This window comes from Buttiauxella agrestis, from assembly GCF_900446255.1.
Lineage (GTDB): Bacteria > Pseudomonadota > Gammaproteobacteria > Enterobacterales > Enterobacteriaceae > Buttiauxella > Buttiauxella agrestis.
Genome location: NZ_UIGI01000001.1, coordinates 1,302,774 through 1,322,378 on the forward strand (window position 1 = coordinate 1,302,774; position 19,605 = coordinate 1,322,378).

17 protein-coding genes are annotated in these 19,605 nt (G+C 49.5%); 11 read left to right on the forward strand and 6 right to left on the reverse strand.

The genetic code is table 11. From position 1 onward, the window contains the following. The first annotated feature begins 161 nt into the window (after window positions 1-161). From DY231_RS06145 to DY231_RS06180, 8 genes are all read left to right on the forward strand, one after another. Window positions 162-1,178, forward strand: coding sequence for a sulfate ABC transporter substrate-binding protein (locus tag DY231_RS06145; protein WP_115627657.1), 1,017 nt, complete (start codon window positions 162-164; stop codon window positions 1,176-1,178). After that, complete coding sequence (gene cysT, locus DY231_RS06150) at window positions 1,178-2,011, forward strand: sulfate/thiosulfate ABC transporter permease CysT (protein WP_034497495.1); 834 nt, start codon at window positions 1,178-1,180, stop codon at window positions 2,009-2,011. The genes DY231_RS06145 and cysT overlap by 1 nt, the downstream gene beginning before the upstream one ends. Beyond that, window positions 2,011-2,886 carry a sulfate/thiosulfate ABC transporter permease CysW gene (cysW, locus tag DY231_RS06155; protein WP_034497493.1) on the forward strand — a complete coding sequence of 292 codons (876 nt, stop codon included), beginning with the start codon at window positions 2,011-2,013 and terminating at the stop codon, window positions 2,884-2,886. The genes cysT and cysW overlap by 1 nt, the downstream gene beginning before the upstream one ends. Beyond that, the gene (gene cysA, locus DY231_RS06160; RefSeq protein WP_115627658.1) at window positions 2,876-3,976 is read left to right on the forward strand and encodes a sulfate/thiosulfate ABC transporter ATP-binding protein CysA; all 1,101 of its coding nucleotides are present in this window, start codon (window positions 2,876-2,878) and stop codon (window positions 3,974-3,976) included. Before cysW ends, cysA begins: the two co-directional genes overlap by 11 nt. A 71-nt stretch (window positions 3,977-4,047) precedes the next feature. Further along, window positions 4,048-4,959 carry a cysteine synthase CysM gene (gene cysM, locus DY231_RS06165; protein ID WP_115627659.1) on the forward strand — a complete coding sequence of 304 codons (912 nt, stop codon included), beginning with the start codon at window positions 4,048-4,050 and terminating at the stop codon, window positions 4,957-4,959. Between the two features lie 209 nt (window positions 4,960-5,168). Next, window positions 5,169-6,026 carry a helix-turn-helix domain-containing protein gene (locus tag DY231_RS06170; protein WP_115627660.1) on the forward strand — a complete coding sequence of 286 codons (858 nt, stop codon included), beginning with the start codon at window positions 5,169-5,171 and terminating at the stop codon, window positions 6,024-6,026. A gap of 83 nt (window positions 6,027-6,109) precedes the next feature. After that, the gene (locus DY231_RS06175) at window positions 6,110-7,414 is read left to right on the forward strand and encodes an MFS transporter (RefSeq protein WP_115627661.1); all 1,305 of its coding nucleotides are present in this window, start codon (window positions 6,110-6,112) and stop codon (window positions 7,412-7,414) included. Window positions 7,415-7,459: 45 nt separating this feature from the next. Beyond that, on the forward strand, window positions 7,460-10,126 hold the full coding sequence (locus tag DY231_RS06180) for an alpha-L-rhamnosidase (protein WP_115627662.1): 2,667 nt from the start codon (window positions 7,460-7,462) through the stop codon (window positions 10,124-10,126). A 90-nt stretch (window positions 10,127-10,216) separates the two neighbouring features. On the opposite strand, the gene crr is transcribed toward DY231_RS06180, so the two are convergent. The 5 genes from crr to cysZ all read right to left on the reverse strand — a co-directional run bounded on the left by crr (window position 10,217) and on the right by cysZ (window position 15,071). Beyond that, on the reverse strand, window positions 10,217-10,726 hold the full coding sequence (crr, locus tag DY231_RS06185; RefSeq protein ID WP_034459029.1) for a PTS glucose transporter subunit IIA: 510 nt from the start codon (window positions 10,724-10,726) through the stop codon (window positions 10,217-10,219). Between the two features lie 40 nt (window positions 10,727-10,766). Further along, entirely contained in the window at window positions 10,767-12,494 is a 1,728-nt protein-coding gene (ptsI, locus tag DY231_RS06190; RefSeq protein WP_034497487.1) for a phosphoenolpyruvate-protein phosphotransferase PtsI, read from the reverse strand. A 44-nt stretch (window positions 12,495-12,538) separates the two neighbouring features. Further along, window positions 12,539-12,796 carry a phosphocarrier protein Hpr gene (gene ptsH / locus DY231_RS06195; RefSeq protein ID WP_034459025.1) on the reverse strand — a complete coding sequence of 86 codons (258 nt, stop codon included), beginning with the start codon at window positions 12,794-12,796 and terminating at the stop codon, window positions 12,539-12,541. A gap of 389 nt (window positions 12,797-13,185) precedes the next feature. Next, window positions 13,186-14,157, reverse strand: coding sequence for a cysteine synthase A (gene cysK, locus DY231_RS06200; protein WP_034497484.1), 972 nt, complete (start codon window positions 14,155-14,157; stop codon window positions 13,186-13,188). A 152-nt stretch (window positions 14,158-14,309) separates the two neighbouring features. Then, on the reverse strand, window positions 14,310-15,071 hold the full coding sequence (gene cysZ, locus DY231_RS06205) for a sulfate transporter CysZ (protein ID WP_115631777.1): 762 nt from the start codon (window positions 15,069-15,071) through the stop codon (window positions 14,310-14,312). Between the two features lie 231 nt (window positions 15,072-15,302). Between cysZ and zipA the strand changes: the two genes are divergently transcribed. The 3 genes from zipA to DY231_RS06220 all read left to right on the forward strand — a co-directional run bounded on the left by zipA (window position 15,303) and on the right by DY231_RS06220 (window position 18,596). After that, window positions 15,303-16,295, forward strand: coding sequence for a cell division protein ZipA (zipA, locus tag DY231_RS06210; RefSeq protein ID WP_218568331.1), 993 nt, complete (start codon window positions 15,303-15,305; stop codon window positions 16,293-16,295). Window positions 16,296-16,363: 68 nt separating this feature from the next. Continuing rightward, window positions 16,364-18,382 (forward strand): NAD-dependent DNA ligase LigA, encoded by a 2,019-nt coding sequence (ligA, locus tag DY231_RS06215; protein WP_115627664.1) that lies wholly within the window; start codon window positions 16,364-16,366, stop codon window positions 18,380-18,382. 1 nt (window position 18,383) lies between these two features. Next, complete coding sequence (locus DY231_RS06220) at window positions 18,384-18,596, forward strand: DUF3820 family protein (RefSeq protein ID WP_034497476.1); 213 nt, start codon at window positions 18,384-18,386, stop codon at window positions 18,594-18,596. A 10-nt stretch (window positions 18,597-18,606) separates the two neighbouring features. Here DY231_RS06220 and DY231_RS06225 read toward each other — a convergent pair whose 3' ends face one another. Continuing rightward, window positions 18,607-19,596: a bile acid:sodium symporter family protein gene (locus DY231_RS06225; protein WP_034497473.1), complete on the reverse strand. Its 990-nt coding sequence runs from the start codon at window positions 19,594-19,596 to the stop codon at window positions 18,607-18,609. Window positions 19,597-19,605: the final 9 nt, after the last annotated feature.

Consider the following 19,605-nt stretch of genomic DNA (forward strand, 5'->3'; position numbering starts at 1 on the left):
TCTCTTCTGGCGCGTCACCCACCGCGCCTGATTTTTGTCTTAGATCCCTTTCTTATTGCAAATCACTAAACGATATATAAAACCGTTACAGCTTTGACACTCGTTATAAATACACTGGTAACCATAAAGCTCGGCGGTTAACACATTTATAAGGGTGCCAAATGGTCAATACGTCAGTCAAAAAAGTCTGGAGTGCTCTGGTTGTTTCTGCGTTGCTGGCAGGTTCAGCTCACGCGACAGAACTGCTGAACAGCTCTTATGATGTGTCTCGCGAGCTGTTTGCTGCCCTGAATCCTGCTTTCCAGAAACAGTGGGCTGCGGAAAATAACGGTGACAAGCTGGTGATTAAACAATCTCATGCCGGGTCATCAAAACAGGCACTGGCGATTCTGCAAGGTTTAAAAGCTGACGTAGTAACTTATAACCAGGTTTCGGATGTGCAGATCCTGCACGACAAAGGCAACCTGATCCCCGCTGACTGGCAGACCCGTTTACCCAACAACAGTTCGCCGTTTTATTCCACCATGGCGTTCCTGGTGCGCAAAGGTAATCCGAAAAATATCCACGACTGGAGCGATTTGGTTCGCCCGGATGTGAAACTGATTTTCCCGAATCCGAAAACCTCGGGTAACGCGCGCTACACCTATTTAGGTGCGTGGGGGGCGGCGAATAAAGCTGACGGTGGCGATAAAGCCAAAACCGAACAGTACATGACGCAGTTCCTGAAAAACGTTGAAGTGTTCGATACCGGTGGCCGTGGCGCTACGACGACATTTGTTGAGCGTAACCTCGGCGATGTGCTGATTAGCTTTGAGTCAGAAGTGAACAACATTCGTAACCAGTACGCCAAAGACGGCTACGAAGTCGTGGTGCCAAAGGTCAACATTCTTGCTGAATTCCCGGTGGCCTGGGTGGATAAAAACGTTAAAGCCAACGGCACCGAAAAAGCCGCGAAAGAATACCTGAATTTCCTGTACAGCCCGGCGGCGCAAACCATCATCACTGACTATTACTACCGCGTGAATAACCCGGAAGTAATGGCGAAGCTGAAAGATAAATTCCCGCAGACCGACCTGTTCCGCGTGGAAGATGAATTTGGCGGCTGGCCGGAAGCGATGAAAACCCACTTTGCCAGTGGCGGTGAGTTCGATAAGTTGCTCGGCAAGGGGCGTGAGTAATGTTTGCTGTTGCTTCTAAACGGGTGCTGCCGGGCTTTACCTTAAGCCTCGGCACCAGTTTGTTGTTTGTCTGTTTGATTTTACTGCTGCCACTCAGTGCGCTGGTGATGCAGCTTTCTGAGATGACGCTGGCTCAGTATTGGGAAGTGATTACTAACCCGCAGGTGGTGGCAGCTTATAAAGTCACGCTGCTGTCGGCGGGGGTTGCATCAATCTTTAACGGCGCGTTTGGCATGTTGATGGCGTGGATTTTAACGCGTTATCAATTTCCTGGCCGCAGCCTGCTTGATGCTTTGATGGACTTGCCGTTTGCACTGCCAACCGCCGTTGCAGGTTTAACGCTGGCGGGGCTGTTTTCCGTTAACGGTTGGTATGGCGAGTGGTTGGCACAGTTTGGCATCAAAGTGACTTACACCTGGTTGGGTATTGCTGTGGCCATGGCCTTTACCAGTATTCCGTTTGTAGTACGCACCATTCAGCCTGTGCTTGAAGAACTCGGGCCAGAATACGAAGAAGCGGCGGAAACTCTGGGCGCGACGCGCTGGCAGAGCTTCCGCCGCGTGATTTTACCGGAGCTTTCTCCGGCGTTAATGGCAGGCGTTGCGTTGTCATTCACCCGCAGCCTGGGGGAATTCGGTGCGGTGATTTTCATCGCCGGGAACATCGCCTGGAAAACCGAAGTCACCTCGCTGATGATTTTCGTGCGTTTGCAGGAGTTTGACTACCCGGCAGCCAGCGCGATTGCTTCGGTCATTCTCGCCGCGTCATTGCTGCTGTTGTTCACCATTAACACGTTGCAAAGCCGCTTTGGTCGGCGCGTGGTAGGTCACTGATGACGGACGTAACTGAATTGAAAAGCTATCGCCGTACCGGTTTTAACTGGGGAAAATGGGCGCTGATTGGTATCGGCGTGCTGATTTCGTTTTTGCTGCTGGTGGTGCCGGTCGCCTCAATTTTTGCGCAGGCATTCTCGAAAGGTTTGATGCCTGCGCTGAACAATATCGTCGACCCGGATATGCTGCACGCCATCTGGCTGACGGTCATGATTGCGTTGATTACCGTGCCGGTAAACCTGGTCTTCGGTATTTTGCTGGCCTGGCTGGTGACACGTTTTGATTTCCCAGGTCGCCAGTTATTACTCACGCTGCTGGATATTCCATTTGCGGTTTCGCCTGTGGTTGCCGGCCTGGTTTATCTGCTGTTTTACGGATCTAACGGCCCGCTGGCGGGCTTTATGGACGAACATAACATTCAGATTATGTTCGCCTGGCCGGGCATGGTGCTGGTGACAATTTTCGTCACCTGCCCATTTGTGGTTCGCGAACTGGTGCCGGTGATGTTAAGCCAGGGCAGCCAGGAAGACGAAGCTGCAATTTTGCTGGGTGCATCCGGCTGGCAGATGTTTCGCCGCGTGACATTGCCGAATATTCGCTGGGCGCTGCTTTACGGTGTGGTGTTAACCAACGCTCGCGCCATTGGTGAATTTGGTGCGGTGTCGGTGGTATCCGGTTCTATTCGCGGTGAGACATTCTCGCTGCCGTTACAGATTGAATTGCTACAGCAGGATTACAACACCGTCGGTTCGTTTACCGCGGCGGCGTTGTTGACTCTGATGGCAATCGTTACGTTGTTTTTAAAGAGTGCGGTGCAGTGGCGTTTGAATAGCCAGGAAAAACGCCTGCAACAGGAGGGGAATCATGAGCATTGATATTACCAATATTAAGAAATCTTTTGGTCGCACCCAGGTGCTGAATGATATCTCGCTGGATATCCCTTCTGGTCAAATGGTGGCGCTTTTAGGGCCATCGGGTTCCGGTAAAACGACGTTGTTGCGTATTATTGCGGGACTTGAGCACCAGAACAGCGGGCGTATTAGTTTCCATGGCACCGATGTCAGTCGAATTCATGCGCGTGAACGTAAAGTCGGATTTGTATTCCAGCATTACGCGCTGTTCCGCCATATGACGGTGTTCGATAACATCGCTTTTGGTCTGACGGTGCTACCTCGCCGCGAACGCCCGTCGGCGGCGGTGATTAAACAAAAAGTCACCCGTTTGCTGGAGATGGTGCAGCTGTCACATCTGGCCGATCGTTTTCCGGCACAGCTTTCTGGTGGTCAGAAACAGCGTGTGGCGTTGGCGCGTGCATTAGCGGTTGAACCGCAAATCCTGTTGCTTGATGAGCCATTTGGCGCGCTGGATGCGCAAGTGCGTAAAGAGCTACGCCGCTGGCTGCGCCAGTTACATGAAGAATTGAAGTTCACTAGCGTGTTTGTTACGCACGACCAGGAAGAAGCGATGGAAGTCGCGGATCGCGTGGTGGTGATGAGCCAGGGGAATATCGAGCAGGTTGATACGCCGGAAGCCGTATGGCGTGAACCGGCGACTCGCTTCGTGCTGGAGTTCCTCGGCGAAGTGAATCGCATGAAGGGGATTGTGCGCGGGAGCCAGTTCCATGTTGGCGCACACCGCTGGCCGCTTGGCTTCACACCGGCACATCAGGGGCCCGTCGATCTGTTCTTGCGCCCGTGGGAAGTAGACGTCAGTCGCCGTACCAACCTTGATTCACCGCTGCCGGTGCAGGTGCTGGAAATCAGTCCACGCGGGCATTATATGCAGCTGGTTGTGCAGCCGTTGGGCTGGTATGACGAACCTTTGACGGTTGTGCTGCGCGAAGACCATGTTCCTGTGCGGGGTGAGCGCCTGTTTGTCGGCCTGCAACATGCGCGTCTATATGATGGGAAGAACAGAATTCACAGTACTTATAATGGCCAGGTAGACCTCGCGCAATCAGCCTGATAAGTTTACTGAACAACACGACACGCAAAGGCGGCCCACGTGGCCGCTTTTCTTATTTTTTGGACAGGCAAGTGAACACCTTAGAAAGCACGATTGGCAATACGCCTCTGGTTAAATTACAGCGCACTGGCCTTGATAATGGCAGTGAAATTTGGGTAAAGCTTGAGGGGAATAACCCCGCAGGCTCGGTAAAAGACAGAGCGGCACTTTCTATGATTGTGCGTGCAGAAGCTCGCGGTGAAATCTCCCCAGGAGATACGCTCATTGAAGCGACCAGCGGCAATACCGGCATTGCGCTGGCGATGATTGCCGCGCTCAAAGGCTATCGAATGAAGCTGTTAATGCCTGACAACATGAGTATGGAACGCAAAGCGGCGATGCAGGCTTATGGCGCAGAACTGATTCTGGTGACGAAAGAGCAGGGCATGGAAGGCGCGCGTGAAATGGCACGTTTGATGGATGAGCGAGGCGAGGGCAAAGTTCTCGATCAATTCAACAACCCTGATAATCCGTATGCGCATTACAGCACTACCGGGCCGGAAATCTGGCGGCAAACCCAGGGGCGAATCACGCACTTCGTCTCAAGCATGGGAACGACCGGAACAGTCACGGGTGTCAGCCAGTTTATGCGTGAGCAAGACAAACCCGTCACCATTGTGGGTTTGCAGCCCGAAGATGGCAGCAGTATCCCAGGGATTCGTCGTTGGCCGGAAGAGTGGTTGCCGAAGATTTTCAACCCTAATCTGGTTGATGAAGTGATTGATATGTCACAAGTCGAAGCCGAGAGAACCATGCGCAAACTTGCGCGTGAAGAGGGAATTTTCTGCGGTGTGAGTTCTGGCGGTGCGGTGGCTGGTGCATTACGTGTCGCGCAAGCCAATCCCGGTGCTGTAGTGGTGGCGATTATCTGCGATCGCGGCGATCGTTATTTATCAACCGGCGTATTTGGCGAAGAGAGTTACTCGCAAGGTTCTGGTATTTAATTTCTGAATGATTTTCGCGTAGGGTGAGTAACACCCTACAAAACCTTTTCCTCGCAATCACCCTCACTAATCTCATTTATTCGTCAAAAATGATAGTAACCTCACGGCGACTTACGCCGTAGTGCCATTTTGCCGTAATGACTTGTCATTAATATTAAGCTCTAATATCTCTATCACCACGATGTAATAAATCACTGGCAGATGAATAGATGGAAATTAAGCAGCCACAAGACTTTTTTCTCTCAGAGGCACACGCCTTCTGTTTATTTATGTTGGATAATCAAGAAATGGCGGATGCCCATGGACATGATTTTGATGAGTTGGTTATTGTGCGTAGCGGTAGTGGTTTTCATATTATTAATGATCAGGTGGAGCTGGTATATGCGGGCGATTTCTTTTTTGTTTCAGCGAATGATACGCACTATTATGAATCGACTAATAATCTTTCTCTGATTAATCTATTAGTTCATAAAGAACGACATTTTAGTTTTATAAATAACATCGATGTATTGCTTGATGTTATTAGAGAAAATGCCCGTGCATCAGCCAGAGAGTTTCTCTCTTTAAAGGGTAGTGAGCTTGAAAAGATCGTAGCGTTAACGGCAGAGGTAACAGCCAGACGTGATGACCATTTTGATGCGGTTTACTTCTCTGCCACAGAAGCTGCCATTCTGGAAATCCTCTCTTTATTGTGTCGTAGCTTTACACGCAAAGGAGAAAAAAATCGCAATGGTGAAAGTAGCGGGCAACGAATGCTTAATTATGTCAGGCAAAACTATTCCCGGCATATCAATTGGGACAATCTGTGTGAAGAGTGTGGTATGGCAAAGCGCACAATGTTTCGTTTCTTTAAAGAAATGACGGGTACCACACCTGAGAAATTCCAACAAATTTGTTGCTTGTTAAAAGCGCAAGAGCTGTTACGTACCACCGATCGACCAATAAAAGAAGTGGCGTTATTTTGCGGATTTATTAACGCCTCACGATTAACTGATGTTTACAAAAAAAGATTTTCCCGTACTCCCTCGCAGGAAAGACATTTGAGTTTTTCAATTACTGAATCATAGTTTTGTTTTTATATTCGTGAGTTTTAATTTTTATGGGAAGAAGTGATACATGACGTAAGCGATAATTCAATGGAGATAATATTATGGATAAAACAAAAGCCATTAATCCCTGGTATATAGGGGGTGTTTCTGGCATGGCCTCATATATCGACTCGGCAGCGATTGTTTCCAATGGCACCGCACTGGTTATTTATCAGAAAGCTATTGGCATTACGTCGACTGATATTGGCGTACTTTCGGGGGTACTCACCCTATGTATTGCTATTGGAGCATTTTTAGGCGGCAGGCTGGGTGACCGACTCGGCAGACGTAAAGTCTTTATTTCCACCATGGCAATGATTTTTTTTGGATCGCTGATGCTGGCATTTGGCAAAACCTTTGTTGTTTTATTCACGGGGACGATTTTTGTTGGCCTGGCGACAGGCGCGGATTTGCCGGTTTCTTTGGCGACCATTGCAGAAGCTGCCAGTGATAAAAACCGTGGCAAGATTATTGGGTTATCCAATCTGCTATGGCTGGTAGGTATCAGCACCACGATGGGTATTTCAGCCGTCGTCGGGGGCTGGGGACAATTGGGGGCGCAAATTATGTATCTCCATGTCGGTGTAGTCGCCGTTGTATTACTGCTGTTGCGCCGGACTATTCCTGAATCACCAATGTGGTTGCTTGCTCGTGATGAGAATCGTCGCGGGGCGGCAACAATTCGCGCACAAAAGTCCTCGTTTAAAGATTTGCTGCAAGGAAAGTATTTATGGCCATTCGTGGCATTATGTTTTTTTTATACGCTGGTGAATCTTGCGGCAAATACTGGCGGTCAATTCGGAACTTATGTTGCCGTAAATGTAGTTGGTATTACGGTTGAACAAAACTCGCTCTGGAATTTGTTACTGATGCCGGTGGGGGTATTGTCCGGTTTATTATTTATGAAAATAGTGGATACCTCAAAAAGAATGCCGGTGTTTATTATTGGTGCACTCTTTTTTGCCGGCGGTTTCTTCATGCCAGTAATACTTAATTTCTCGGCAGCATCCTGGTTCTGCTTCCTTTTATTTACCGCCATCGGTAGTGGCATGGCATTTGAAGGTATTATGAAAGTGTGGTCACAAGAATCATTCCCGACCATGTTACGTTCAACGGCACAGGGTGCCATTGTAGGCATAGCACGTTTATCGTGCGCATTATTAGCCTTTGTAACCCCGGTGTTGCTCGATGCCGGACCGGTGGCGTTATACATCATTCTTTCTTCAACTGTCGCCCTCGGCATGTTTATTGGCTGGTTGTGTTTCCACCGCCAGCAAAGAAATGAATTTTCCAGTGAAGGTGAGTTGGTGATGGAAAATCATTCTAATACCTCTGCATTATCTGTCGAAGCCATTCAGACGAAATAAATATTCGGTTTGTATAAAATGGAATGATTAAAGGAGCCTGTCATTATGCTGTCAGTCAAAAAGGTCACGCTTGACTATGAGTTATCTTTATCGGGAGTTGATAAATTCCCTGTTATCGGCTGGGAGATTGAAAGCAATCAAAGGAATGTGAAGCAAGTTTGTTATCAGTTACAGGTGAGTGGTGATAAATATTTCGATACTATTTTATTTGATAGTGGAGTAGTCATCAGTGACGCCTCAGTGAATGTGAATATTAACGAGATTTTATTGCATTCATCAACGCGTTATTTTGTACGTGTAAAAATTAAAGATAACCATGGAGAGGAAAGCCCTTGGAGTACCAGTGCAGAACTTATTACCGGGATGTTGGATACCCCGTGGTCAGGTGATTTTATTTCTGCCGAAGATCCCGCTGATAAAGACAATTCTAAAGTCACATTATTAAGAAAAGACTTTTCACTATACAAAGGGTGCGCGGTTGCTTCAGCATATTTACATGTCTCTGCTTTAGGGCTTTACCGGTTTTATCTCAATGGTAACAAAGTCGGTAATGATGAATTGACGCCCGGCTGGACGAGCTACCACAATCATTTGCTTTATCAAACCTACGATGTGAGTGAGAAACTCAAGCCGGGTGATAACGTTATTGGGGCCGAGCTAGGGGCTGGCTGGTATAAAGGCGATATGGGCTTTACCCGTGACAGGAATTATTACGGCGAACAAACTGCACTTATCTGCCAGTTAGTCATTCATTATGAGGATGGAACCCGGCAGATCGTGGTGACTGATAATTCCTGGCGGGGTGAAGAATCACCGATTCTGTTCTCTGAGATTTATGACGGTGAAACCTGTGATGCGAGCCTTGAGCGTGAGGGCTGGAACAACACTGGCTTTGATGACGCTCGCTGGCGGTCTGCTAGCCTCATTTCTTATGATAAAAAAGTGCTCACCGCGCAGGCTGCCTGCAAAGTAAAAAGAATTGACGCGCTAAAACCCACCTCGATTATCACCACGCCGCAGGGGGATACGGTTATCGACTTTGGGCAAAATCTGAGTGGTTGGGTGGAATTCAGCGTGAACGGTAAACGGGGTGACAAAGTTGTCCTGCGCCATTTCGAGACACTGGATGCTCAGGGGAATGTCTACCTGGATAATCTGCGTTCAGCGAAACAGCGTGTTGAGTACGTTTTAAAAGGTGAGACAACGGAGGTTTATCACCCTCGCTTTACGTACCAGGGTTTTCGCTACGTTAAAGTCGAAAGTTACCCTGGAGAGGTAAGCCCTGAGAATTTCAAAGCCGTGGTGCTGCATTCGGATATGGCCCAAACCGGGCATTTCAATTGTTCAAACGAAGATTTAAACCAGCTTCACCACAATATTCTGTGGGGGTTAAAAGGGAACTTTATTGATGTGCCGACCGACTGCCCGCAACGCGATGAAAGACTGGGCTGGACGGGGGATGCGCAAATATTTTGCCGCACGGCCAGCTACCTGATGCACACGCGTAATTTCTTTGCAAAATGGCTCCGGGATCTCCAACACGACCAGACGCCAGAAGGCGGTGTGCCACACGTCATTCCCGATATTCTCACCGGGCATTGCGCGAATGATATCAACCTTGCCGAGGGGGGAACACATTCAGCAGCGGCGTGGGCAGATGCTGCGGTTATTAATCCGTGGACGATGTACCTGATGTATGGCGACACTCGCGTCCTGGAAAACCAGTACCAGAGCATGAAAGGCTGGGTGGATTTTATGCTCACGCATTCAGAGAAGCTGGTCTGGCGTTACAAATTGCAGTTTGGCGATTGGGTTGCGCTAGATGCCAAAGAGGGAAGTTATTTCGGCGCGACGCCGACGGACCTTGTCTGCACGGCTTATTTTGCTTACTCCACGCAGTTGTTTAGCCAGGCTGCCAAAGCACTCAATCGTACAGAGGATTTTGAGCGCTATAGCGCCTTATACCTGCAAATTGTTCAGCGTTTTCAGGATGAGTTTTTCACACCGTCAGGCAGGCTGGCGGCCAGAACGCAGACTGCACATATTCTGGCTCTCTATTTTAATCTGGTACCAGAGGTCTTCAAAGAACGCACGGTAAATACGTTGGTTGAACTACTGCGTGAACATGATGGCCATCTGGTGACAGGGTTTGTAGGAACCCCCTATTTTTGCCATGCACTAAGCCAAAATGGGCGAGAAAAAGAGGCGTGGGAACTGCTGCTTAAGGATGATTTCCCGTCATGGCTATATCAGGTAAAAGCTGGAGCAACGACCATTTGGGAGCATTGGGATGGAATGAAGCCCGATGGCTCAATGTGGAGCGCGGATATGAACTCGTTTAACCATTACGCTTATGGCGCAGTAGGGGAGTGGCTTTATCGTTCCGTGGCGGGGATTGAGGCTGACGCCGATGAACCGGGCTTTAAGCATGTGATAATAGCACCGACGATTGGTGGAGGTGTTGACTGGGTTGATGCGGCTTATGACTCGGTTTTTGGTGAAATTAAAGTGAATTGGAAAGTGAAAGAGAGCAGTGCTGGGGAAATCGTGACGTTGAAGGTCAAGGTTGCACATAACACGCATGCCACCATCAAACTTTCGGGTTTAAAAGAGCTACTGTCGGCACAAGATATGACCTTTAAGAAGTTAGGGAATAGTGGGTATGCAGAGATAGGGTCGGGGGAATATAGGGTCGAATATCTCCGCGCCTAAGATTGAGTACCAGAAACTGACGAAAAAAAACCGGAAATGGATATTTCCGGTTTTCTAATCATTGCAGGGAGATGCCCTGCTACGTAATTCTTACTTCTTGATACGGATGACTGGGGTTTCGCCCACAGTCACACTACCAGTCAGTTTGATCAGCTCTTTGATTTCGTCCATGTTGGAGATGACAACCGGAGTCAGGGTAGACTTCGCTTTCTCTTCCAGCAGGGCCAAATCGAACTCGATAACTACGTCGCCTTTCTTAACACGCTGGCCTTCTTCTGCGATGCGTTTGAAGCCTTCGCCTTTCAGTTCAACAGTGTCGATACCGAAGTGGACGAACAGCTCAATGCCGCTATCAGATTCGATAGAGAAAGCATGGTTAGTTTCGAAGATTTTACCGATGGTGCCGTCAACCGGAGCAACCATTTTGTTGCCAGTCGGTTTAATTGCAATACCATCACCAACGATCTTCTCGGCGAAAACCACATCTGGAACATCTTCAATATTGACGATTTCGCCAGAAAGTGGGGCAACAATCTCAATGGTTCCGGTGTCTTTTTTATCATCAGAAACCAGAGATTTCAGTTTATCAAACAAACCCATGATCTTCTCCTAAGCAGTAAATTGGGCCGCATCCGGTGGATTAGCAGATTGTTTTTTCTTCAATGAACTTGTTAACCAGCGTCATTAACTCGTCCGTTGTCGGTTGAGCAAGAGCTTGCTCTGCTAACACCTTCGCATCTTCGAAGTTCGTGTTACGAATAATCTTCTTAATGCGCGGGATAGAAATGGCACTCATACTAAATTCGTCCAGACCCATACCCAGCAACAGAAGTGTAGCACGTTCGTCGCCTGCAAGCTCACCACACATACCGGTCCATTTACCTTCTGCATGAGAAGCATCAATAACTTGCTTAATCAGAGTCAGTACAGACGGTGACATTGGCTGGTAAAGATGCGAAATCATATCATTACCACGGTCAACTGCCAGGGTGTACTGCGTCAGATCATTGGTACCGATACTGAAGAAGTCGACTTCTTTAGCCAGGTGGCGAGCAATCGTGGCCGCAGCCGGAGTCTCTACCATCACGCCAACTTCGATAGTTTCGTCAAACGCTTTACCTTCTTCACGCAGCTGCGCCTTCATGATTTCAATTTCTGCTTTCAGTGCACGCACTTCTTCAACAGAGATGATCATTGGGAACATGATGCGTAATTTACCGAAAGCAGAAGCACGCAGAATAGCGCGTACTTGAGCGTGCAGGATCTCTTTACGATCCATCGCGATACGGATTGCACGCCAGCCCAGGAACGGGTTTTCTTCTTTCGGGAAGTTCATGTACGGCAGCTCTTTGTCGCCACCGATATCCATGGTACGTACGATAACAGCTTGTGAGCCACAGGCTTCAGCAACAGCTTTGTACGCCGCGAACTGCTCATCTTCAGTTGGCAGTGAATCACGATCCATGAACAGGAATTCTGTACGGTACAGACCTACACCTTCTGCACCATTGCGCTCTGCACCGTCGATATCACGAACAGTACCGATGTTTGCGCAGACTTCTACCTGATGACCATCGAGAGTGATTGCTGGCAGGTCTTTCAGTTTTGCCAGTTCAGCTTTCTCAGAAGCAACCTGTTGCTGTACAGCACGCAGGGCTTCGATCTCGTCGTTGGTTGGGTTAACGTAAACTTTATTGTTAACAGCATCGAGGATCAGGTAATCGCCGTTCTTCACCTGGCTGGTAACACTACCCGTACCAACGATCGCTGGCAGTTCAAGAGAACGCGCCATGATGGATGTGTGGGAGGTGCGGCCGCCGATATCAGTGATGAAACCCAGCACCTTTTGCAGGTTGAGCTGTGCGGTTTCAGACGGAGTCAAATCTTTAGCGACCAGGATAACTTCATCCTGAATAGCGCTCAGGTCGATAATTGCCAGACCCAGAATATTTTGCAGCAGACGTTTACCGATGTCGCGTACGTCAGCCGCACGTTCTTTCAGGTATTCATCGTCTAATTCTTCAAGCGCGATGGCCTGGCCTTCGATAATTTCGTGAGCCGCTGCATCAGCAGTCACTAACTTATCTTTGATAAGGGCTATGATTTCCTGCTCAAGCTCTTCGTCTTCCAGCAACATAATGTGGCCTTCGAAGATAGCTTCCTTTTCTTCACCGAAGGTCTCGCCAGCTTTAATTTTGATCGCTTCTAATTGCGATGACGCTTTAGCGCGCCCGCTTAAAAAACGTTCAACTTCCTGCGCAACTTTGTCGGCAGAAATTTTCTTCCGGTCGATGACAATTTCATCTTCCTTCAGCAAAAGTGCCTTGCCGAAAGCGATACCCGGGGATGCTAAAATGCCTGAAATCATAACCCTACCTTACTTGTGACTGATATTTACGAAGAACCCAGAACTTACTCGAGTTCAGCCATCAGTTTTACCAGATGCTCAACTGCTTTCTGATCGTCTTCGCCTTCAGCGGAGATGGTCACTACTGTACCTTGAGTCAGGCCCAGAGTTTGCAGTTTGAACAGGCTTTTCGCGCTAGCGCTTTTGCCGTTGGAGGTCACAGTGATCTCAGAAGTGAAGCCTTTAGCTTCTTTAACAAACTGAGCAGCAGGGCGGGTATGCAGACCGTTTGGAGCGGTGATGGTAACTTCTTGCTGGAACATTGTATTTCCCCAACTTATAGGTTTAGTGTTGTGGAACTAAAGTCTAGCCTGGTGGCAAAACTTTAGCCTGTATAGTTAGCGTCGACGTCACACTGTACGCGACACAGGATGCTTTCGGGAACCGCGAAATGTGCTCTGGCATTCACCATGCGCTTAGCGGCTCGCTCGTCATTAATCATTATGCCGTGAAATGTGATTTTGCACCAAATCGTTAAATCGATTCAGCAGATCTAGCTCACATTCCGATTAATTTCGCGCATCAAAATAATTTGCTGGATAGATACCAGACCTGACAGGGCGACGCAATGGCAGGGTAGCCAAAAGTTTGACGAACCCCACAAAAAAGCACCCTTTCGGGTGCTTTTTTACACATTTTTACCTGACGGGCATCACTGTTGCAGCTCTTTTTCAGTGAAAAGATCGGCGAACAGGGCAGTACTCAGATAACGCTCCCCGGAGGAAGGCAGTATAACCACAATGTTTTTGTTGGTAAACGCTTCATCTTCCTGAAGTTTTAAAGCAGCAGCAACGGCTGCACCGGATGAAATTCCAGCAAGAATGCCCTCTTCTTCCATCAAACGGCGTGCAGTGGAGATAGCTTCGTCGTTGGTGATGGCGATAACTCTGTCGATAAGCTTGAGATCGAGGTTGCCAGGAATGAAACCTGCGCCGATACCCTGGATTTTGTGCGGGCCAGGTTTGAGTTCTTCCCCTGCAAGTGCCTGAGCAATAACCGGAGAATCGGTTGGCTCAACGGCCACGCTGATGAGGTCAGTTTTGCCTTTGGTGTTTTTGATATAACGGCTAACGCCAGTCAGCGTGCCGCCAGTGCCGACACCAGCAATGAACACATCTACTTCGCCATCGGTATCTTCCCAGATTTCTGGGCCAGTGGTTTTTTCGTGAATTTCTGGGTTAGCTGGGTTGCTAAATTGTTGCAGTAACAGGAATTTTTCTGGGTCGCTGGCAACGATTTCTTCCGCTTTCTGAATCGCACCTTTCATGCCTTTCGCGCCTTCTGTCAGTACCAGGTTGGCACCCAGTGCTTTCAGCAGTTTGCGGCGTTCAATACTCATGGTTTCAGGCATGGTCAACGTCAGTTTGTAGCCACGTGCTGCAGCAACATACGCCAGTGCAATACCGGTATTGCCGCTGGTTGGCTCGACTAACTCAACGCCTGGCTTGAGTACACCGCGTTTCTCGGCATCCCAAATCATATTGGCCCCGATACGGCATTTAACGCTAAAGCTCGGGTTACGGGACTCGACTTTCGCCAGGATGCGCCCGTTACCAATGCGGTTCAGTCGAACCAGCGGCGTATGACCGATAGTCAGAGAGTTGTCTTCATAGATCTTGCTCATAACCCGTCCTTAACTGTATGAAATTTGGGAAACCTCATCAGCATACCTGCTTAGAAGTTATGCGGAAGTAAAGAAATCGCATATCTATATGTAGAAGGGAAATAAGCAGAAGCCAGAAGGAATAAGGAGCAGCATAAGCCGCTCCTGATAAATTACTTCCACATGGCATGTTTGGGGCGATAACAATCAACCCACATCGCGGTAGCGCCGCAGACGGCAACCGGCATGATGACCAGGTTCAGGAAGGGAATCAGCGTAAACAGACTGACCAGCGAGCCAAACTGCATATTGATGATTTTTTTCTCGCGAAGTGAGAGGCGCATTTCTTTGAAAGGCACTTTATGGTTATCGAACGGATAGTCGCAATACTGAATTGCCAGCATCCAGGCACTGAATAGGAACCACAAAACAGGTGCAACGGTTTGGCCTATACCCGGAATGAAATACAGCACCAGCAGCACCAGCGCGCGTGGCAGATACCAGGCAAGTTTTTGCCATTCGCGCTTCATGATGCGCGGAATATCTTTCATGATGCCAGCCAGGCCAGTATCCGGCGGAGTCGCCCCAGTCAGGCGCGCTTCAAGTTGTTCAGCCAGCAATCCATTAAATGGGGCAGCAATCCAGTTGGCAATGGTTGAGAACAAATAACCAAACACCAGCAAGATAGAAATTACCGCCAGTGGCCAAATGAGATAGCTCAACCACTGTAGCCAGTCTGGCACGTAGGAAAGAAGAGTCGGAACCCAGACATCCAGGCGGGTAAACAGCCACCAGAATGCGCCACCCATCAACAATATATTGACGATCAGCGGCATGAGCACGAATCGCTTGATTCCAGGCTCACGCACCAGCTTCCAACCCTGTGAAAAATAATAAACGCCACTGCGTGGCACGGTTCCTGAAGGTGAAACCATAATCTTAACGAACTCCTTTTTCGGCTTTGCTTTAACGTGCAGAGCTATCATAACTGACTGCCAGGAGAAAAACTTATTAGGAAATGGTCGAAAAAACAGCAAAAAATCGATTTCGGTACATCTTTATGCTGAGAAAACCGTGTGCGCACTTGCACTTGAGCAGATGGGCAAATACTCTTAGTGAGTAAATGTTTGCCGCGGTGGCAAGGTGTTAGAACAACAGAGAATATAATGATGCAGGATTTGCGTCTGATATTAATCATTGTTGGCGCGATCGCCATAATAGCCTTACTGGTTCACGGTCTGTGGACGAGTCGTAAAGAGCGTTCATCCGTTTTTCGTGATCGTCCAATGAAGCGCATGAAGTCTAAGCGTGACGAACACGAGTCGGATGACGACGAGGCTGACGATGAGCAAGATGATGGAGTAGGTGAGGTGCGTGTGCGTCGGGTTAACCCTGCGCCGGAAACAGCGAGTCGCGAGACAGAAATGCCTCGTCAGCCGCAAGCGCCTCAACATCAGTACGAGCCGCCTTACGCTTCCGCTGAGCCGCGTCAGAGTGCACCTGTGCGTCAACCTGAACCGGTAGCACCGCGTCAGGAAGCGCCTGTTGCGCCAGTACATCAGCCAGCTGTTCATCAACCCGTACAGCAGCCTGTTCAACAGCCGATTGCACAGCAACCGCAGCCAGTGGCTCCGCAAGCACCTGTGCAACAGCCCATGGTTCAGCATGCTGAACCTGCGCCAGAGCCTGTGGTTGCACAACCTGCTCCGGTTCCTGAAGCGCCAGCTCGTCTTAAAGAGACGGTGATTGTACTGAACGTTTCGGCGCACGCTGGCAGCATGATTAACGGCGATGTGCTGTTAAACAGTATTCAGCAAGCGGGCTTTATCTTTGGCGAAATGAACATTTTCCACCGTCACCTCAGTCCTGATGGTAGCGGCCCGGTTCTGTTTAGCCTCGCGAATATGGTTAAGCCTGGTTCGTTTGACCCTGAAAGCATGACGAATTTTGCAACGCCTGGCGTGACAATCTTCATGCAGGTGCCGTCTTATGGCGACCCGACGCAGAACTTTAAGTTGATGCTCCAGTCAGCTCAGCATATTGCTGATGAAGTCGGTGGTGTGGTGCTTGATGACCAACGCCGTATGATGACGCCGCAGAAAATGCGTGAGTATCAGGACCGTATCCGCGAAGTGGTTGAAGCTAACGCGAGCCACTAGAATTCATCCTGAACATGTTTTCCCCTAAGCCCCCGCATGTCGGGGGTTTTTTATATTGATGGTGCGATATGGACACAATCGAACAACAAATTACTCAACTGCGAACCACGCTTCGCCATCATGAATACCTCTATCATGTGCTTGATAACCCAGAAATCCCTGATGCGGAATACGACCGCCTGATGGGGGAGTTGCGAGCTTTAGAAGAAGCGCATCCTGATTTAATCACCCCTGATTCACCTACCCAGCGCGTTGGGGCGGCACCGCTAAGCGAATTCACTCAGATTCGCCACGAAGTTCCGATGCTGTCGCTTGATAACGTGTTTGATGAGGCGAGCTACCTCGCATTTAATAAACGGATTCAGGACCGTTTAAAGAGCACCGAAGCGGTGACTTTTTGCTGTGAGTTAAAGTTAGATGGCCTCGCGGTAAGCCTGTTGTATGAAGATGGTGTGCTGATTAGCGCCGCGACGCGCGGTGACGGTACGACCGGCGAAAATATTACGGCTAATGTGCGTACTATTCGCGCCATTCCTCTGAGATTACGCGGTGAGAACATCCCTCGCCGCCTCGAAGTGCGCGGTGAAGTTTTCCTGCCGCAAGCTGGCTTTGAGAAGATCAACGAAGAAGCTCGTCGCACCGGGGGGAAAATTTTTGCTAACCCGCGAAATGCGGCGGCAGGATCCCTGCGCCAGCTTGATCCGCGAATTACCGCCAAACGCCCATTAACTTTCTTCTGTTATGGCGTTGGCGTGCTCGAAGGTGGCGAATTACCCGCCAGCCATCACGGGCGATTACAGCAGTTCAAAGAGTGGGGATTGCCGGTAAGCGATCGCATTCGTCTTTGCAATACAGCAGAAGAAGTCCTGGCGTTTTATCACCAGGTTGAGGCAGAGCGCCCGACTTTAGGTTTTGATATCGACGGTGTAGTTATCAAAGTGGACTCACTTGCTCTGCAAGAGACTCTGGGTTTTGTTGCCCGCGCACCGCGCTGGGCGGTGGCATTTAAATTTCCCGCCCAGGAGCAAATGACATTTGTCCGTGACGTCGAATTCCAGGTGGGCCGTACTGGCGCCATTACCCCCGTTGCACGACTGGAACCTGTGCAGGTTGCGGGTGTACTGGTTAGCAATGCCACATTGCATAACGCTGATGAAATCGAGCGCCTGGGGTTAAGAATCGGCGATCGCGTGGTGATTCGTCGCGCCGGGGATGTTATCCCGCAGGTTGTCGGCGTGGTGGAGTCTGAGCGCCCGGAAAATACGACGGAAATCGTCTTCCCGGTACATTGCCCGGTTTGCGGCTCGGATGTTGAACGAGTCGAAGGCGAAGCCGTCACCCGCTGTACGGGCGGTTTGATTTGCGGTGCGCAGCGCAAAGAAGCGCTTAAGCACTTTGTCTCGCGTCGTGCGCTGGATGTTGATGGCATGGGCGACAAGATAATCGATCAACTCGTTGAAAAAGAATACGTTCATACCGCCGCAGATCTTTTCAAACTGACCGCTGGAAAACTGACAGGCCTGGATCGTATGGGGCCAAAGTCGGCGCAAAACGTCGTCGATGCACTTGCGAAATCGAAAGAAACGACTTTCGCCCGTTTCCTGTATGCGTTAGGTATTCGTGAAGTTGGCGAAGCGACAGCCGCGGGTTTAGCCACTTATTTTGGCACGCTTGAGGCGCTGACAGCGGCTTCTATAGAAGAATTGCAAAAAGTACCTGATGTCGGCATCGTGGTTGCAACGCACGTGTTCAACTTTTTCGCCGAGGAAAGTAATCGCGAAGTTATCCGCCAATTGACCGAAGAAGCAGGCGTTCACTGGCCGGCTCCCGTCGTGATTAACGCCGAAGAAATCGACAGCCCGTTTGCTGGCAAAACCGTGGTTCTGACGGGCTCCTTAAGCATTATGTCCCGTGATGACGCCAAAGCTCGTTTAATTGAATTGGGCGCTAAAGTTGCTGGCAGCGTGTCGAAGAAAACTGACCTGGTGATTGCCGGTGAAGCTGCTGGTTCGAAGCTCGTCAAGGCGCAAGAGCTGGGTATTGAAGTTATCGATGAAGCGGAAATGATTCGCTTATTAGGTGCGTGAGATGGATAAAGAGCAGCTTATCGAGATTGCCAATACCGTCATGCCGTTTGGCAAGTATAAAGGTCGCGTGCTGATTGATGTGCCAGAAGAGTATTTGCTGTGGTTTGCTCGCAAAGACGAGTTCCCACAGGGCCATCTTGGCGAGCTGATGCGGCTGACTTTGCTGATTAAGACCGAAGGATTGGAGGGGCTGGTGAAGCCCCTCAAAAGATAATTACGATTTACTATGCGTTTTCAGTGGCAGCTTTGGCTGCCACTTTTGTTTCTTGCTGATAACGACGAGCGAGCACCGCACATATCATTAACTGCAACTGATGGAAGATCATTAGCGGCAGCACCATCATCCCTACGCTTGCGACCGGGAATAAAATATTCGCCATTGGAATACCATTCGCCAGGCTCTTTTTCGAGCCACAGAACACAATCGTAATCTCATCCGCTTTGCTAAAGCCCAGACGTCTGGCGACAAACATATTGACGCTGATAATAATCGCCAGCAATACCAGGCTCACGACCACAATAAAGAGTAGCGAGCCAATACCCACTTTATGCCAAATCCCATGCCTTACGGCTTCGCTAAATGCCGTGTAGATCACCAGCAGTATTGAAGTTTGATCGGTTTTGCCAATCCACTTTTTGTGGCGCGCAACCCAGTCACCAATCAACGGGCGTGACAGATGTCCCGCCACGAATGGCACCAGTAGCTGCAACATGATGCTGCCAACCTGCTGCAAACTGCCGCTCGCGCCATGGACATGCATGACCATGCCAACCAATAGCGGTGACAGGAAAATACCGAGCAGGCTGGACGCAGAGGCCGCACACACTGCCGCCGCAACGTTCCCCCCGGCAAGAGAGGTAAATGCGATGGCCGATTGCACCGTGGCGGGCAAAATACACAGATATAAAAAGCCGGTATAAATTTCAGGGCTGACATTCACCGGCGCCCACCACGCAAACAACACGCCCAGGACGGGGAACAACACAAACGTGCTGCACATCACCCATAGGTGCAAACGCCAGTGGCTACTGCCTGCAATTATCGCTTCACGGGAAAGCTTTGCACCGTGCATAAAAAACAGTAACGCGATGGCAGCCGTCGTCAGTCCTTCAAAAAAGCCAACATAACTTCCCTGGGCAGGGAAGAAAGACGCCAGCAAGACAGTCACTATCAGTGTCAGTGTGAAAGGGTCAAGTACGCGAAAGAGTTTCATCATCATTCC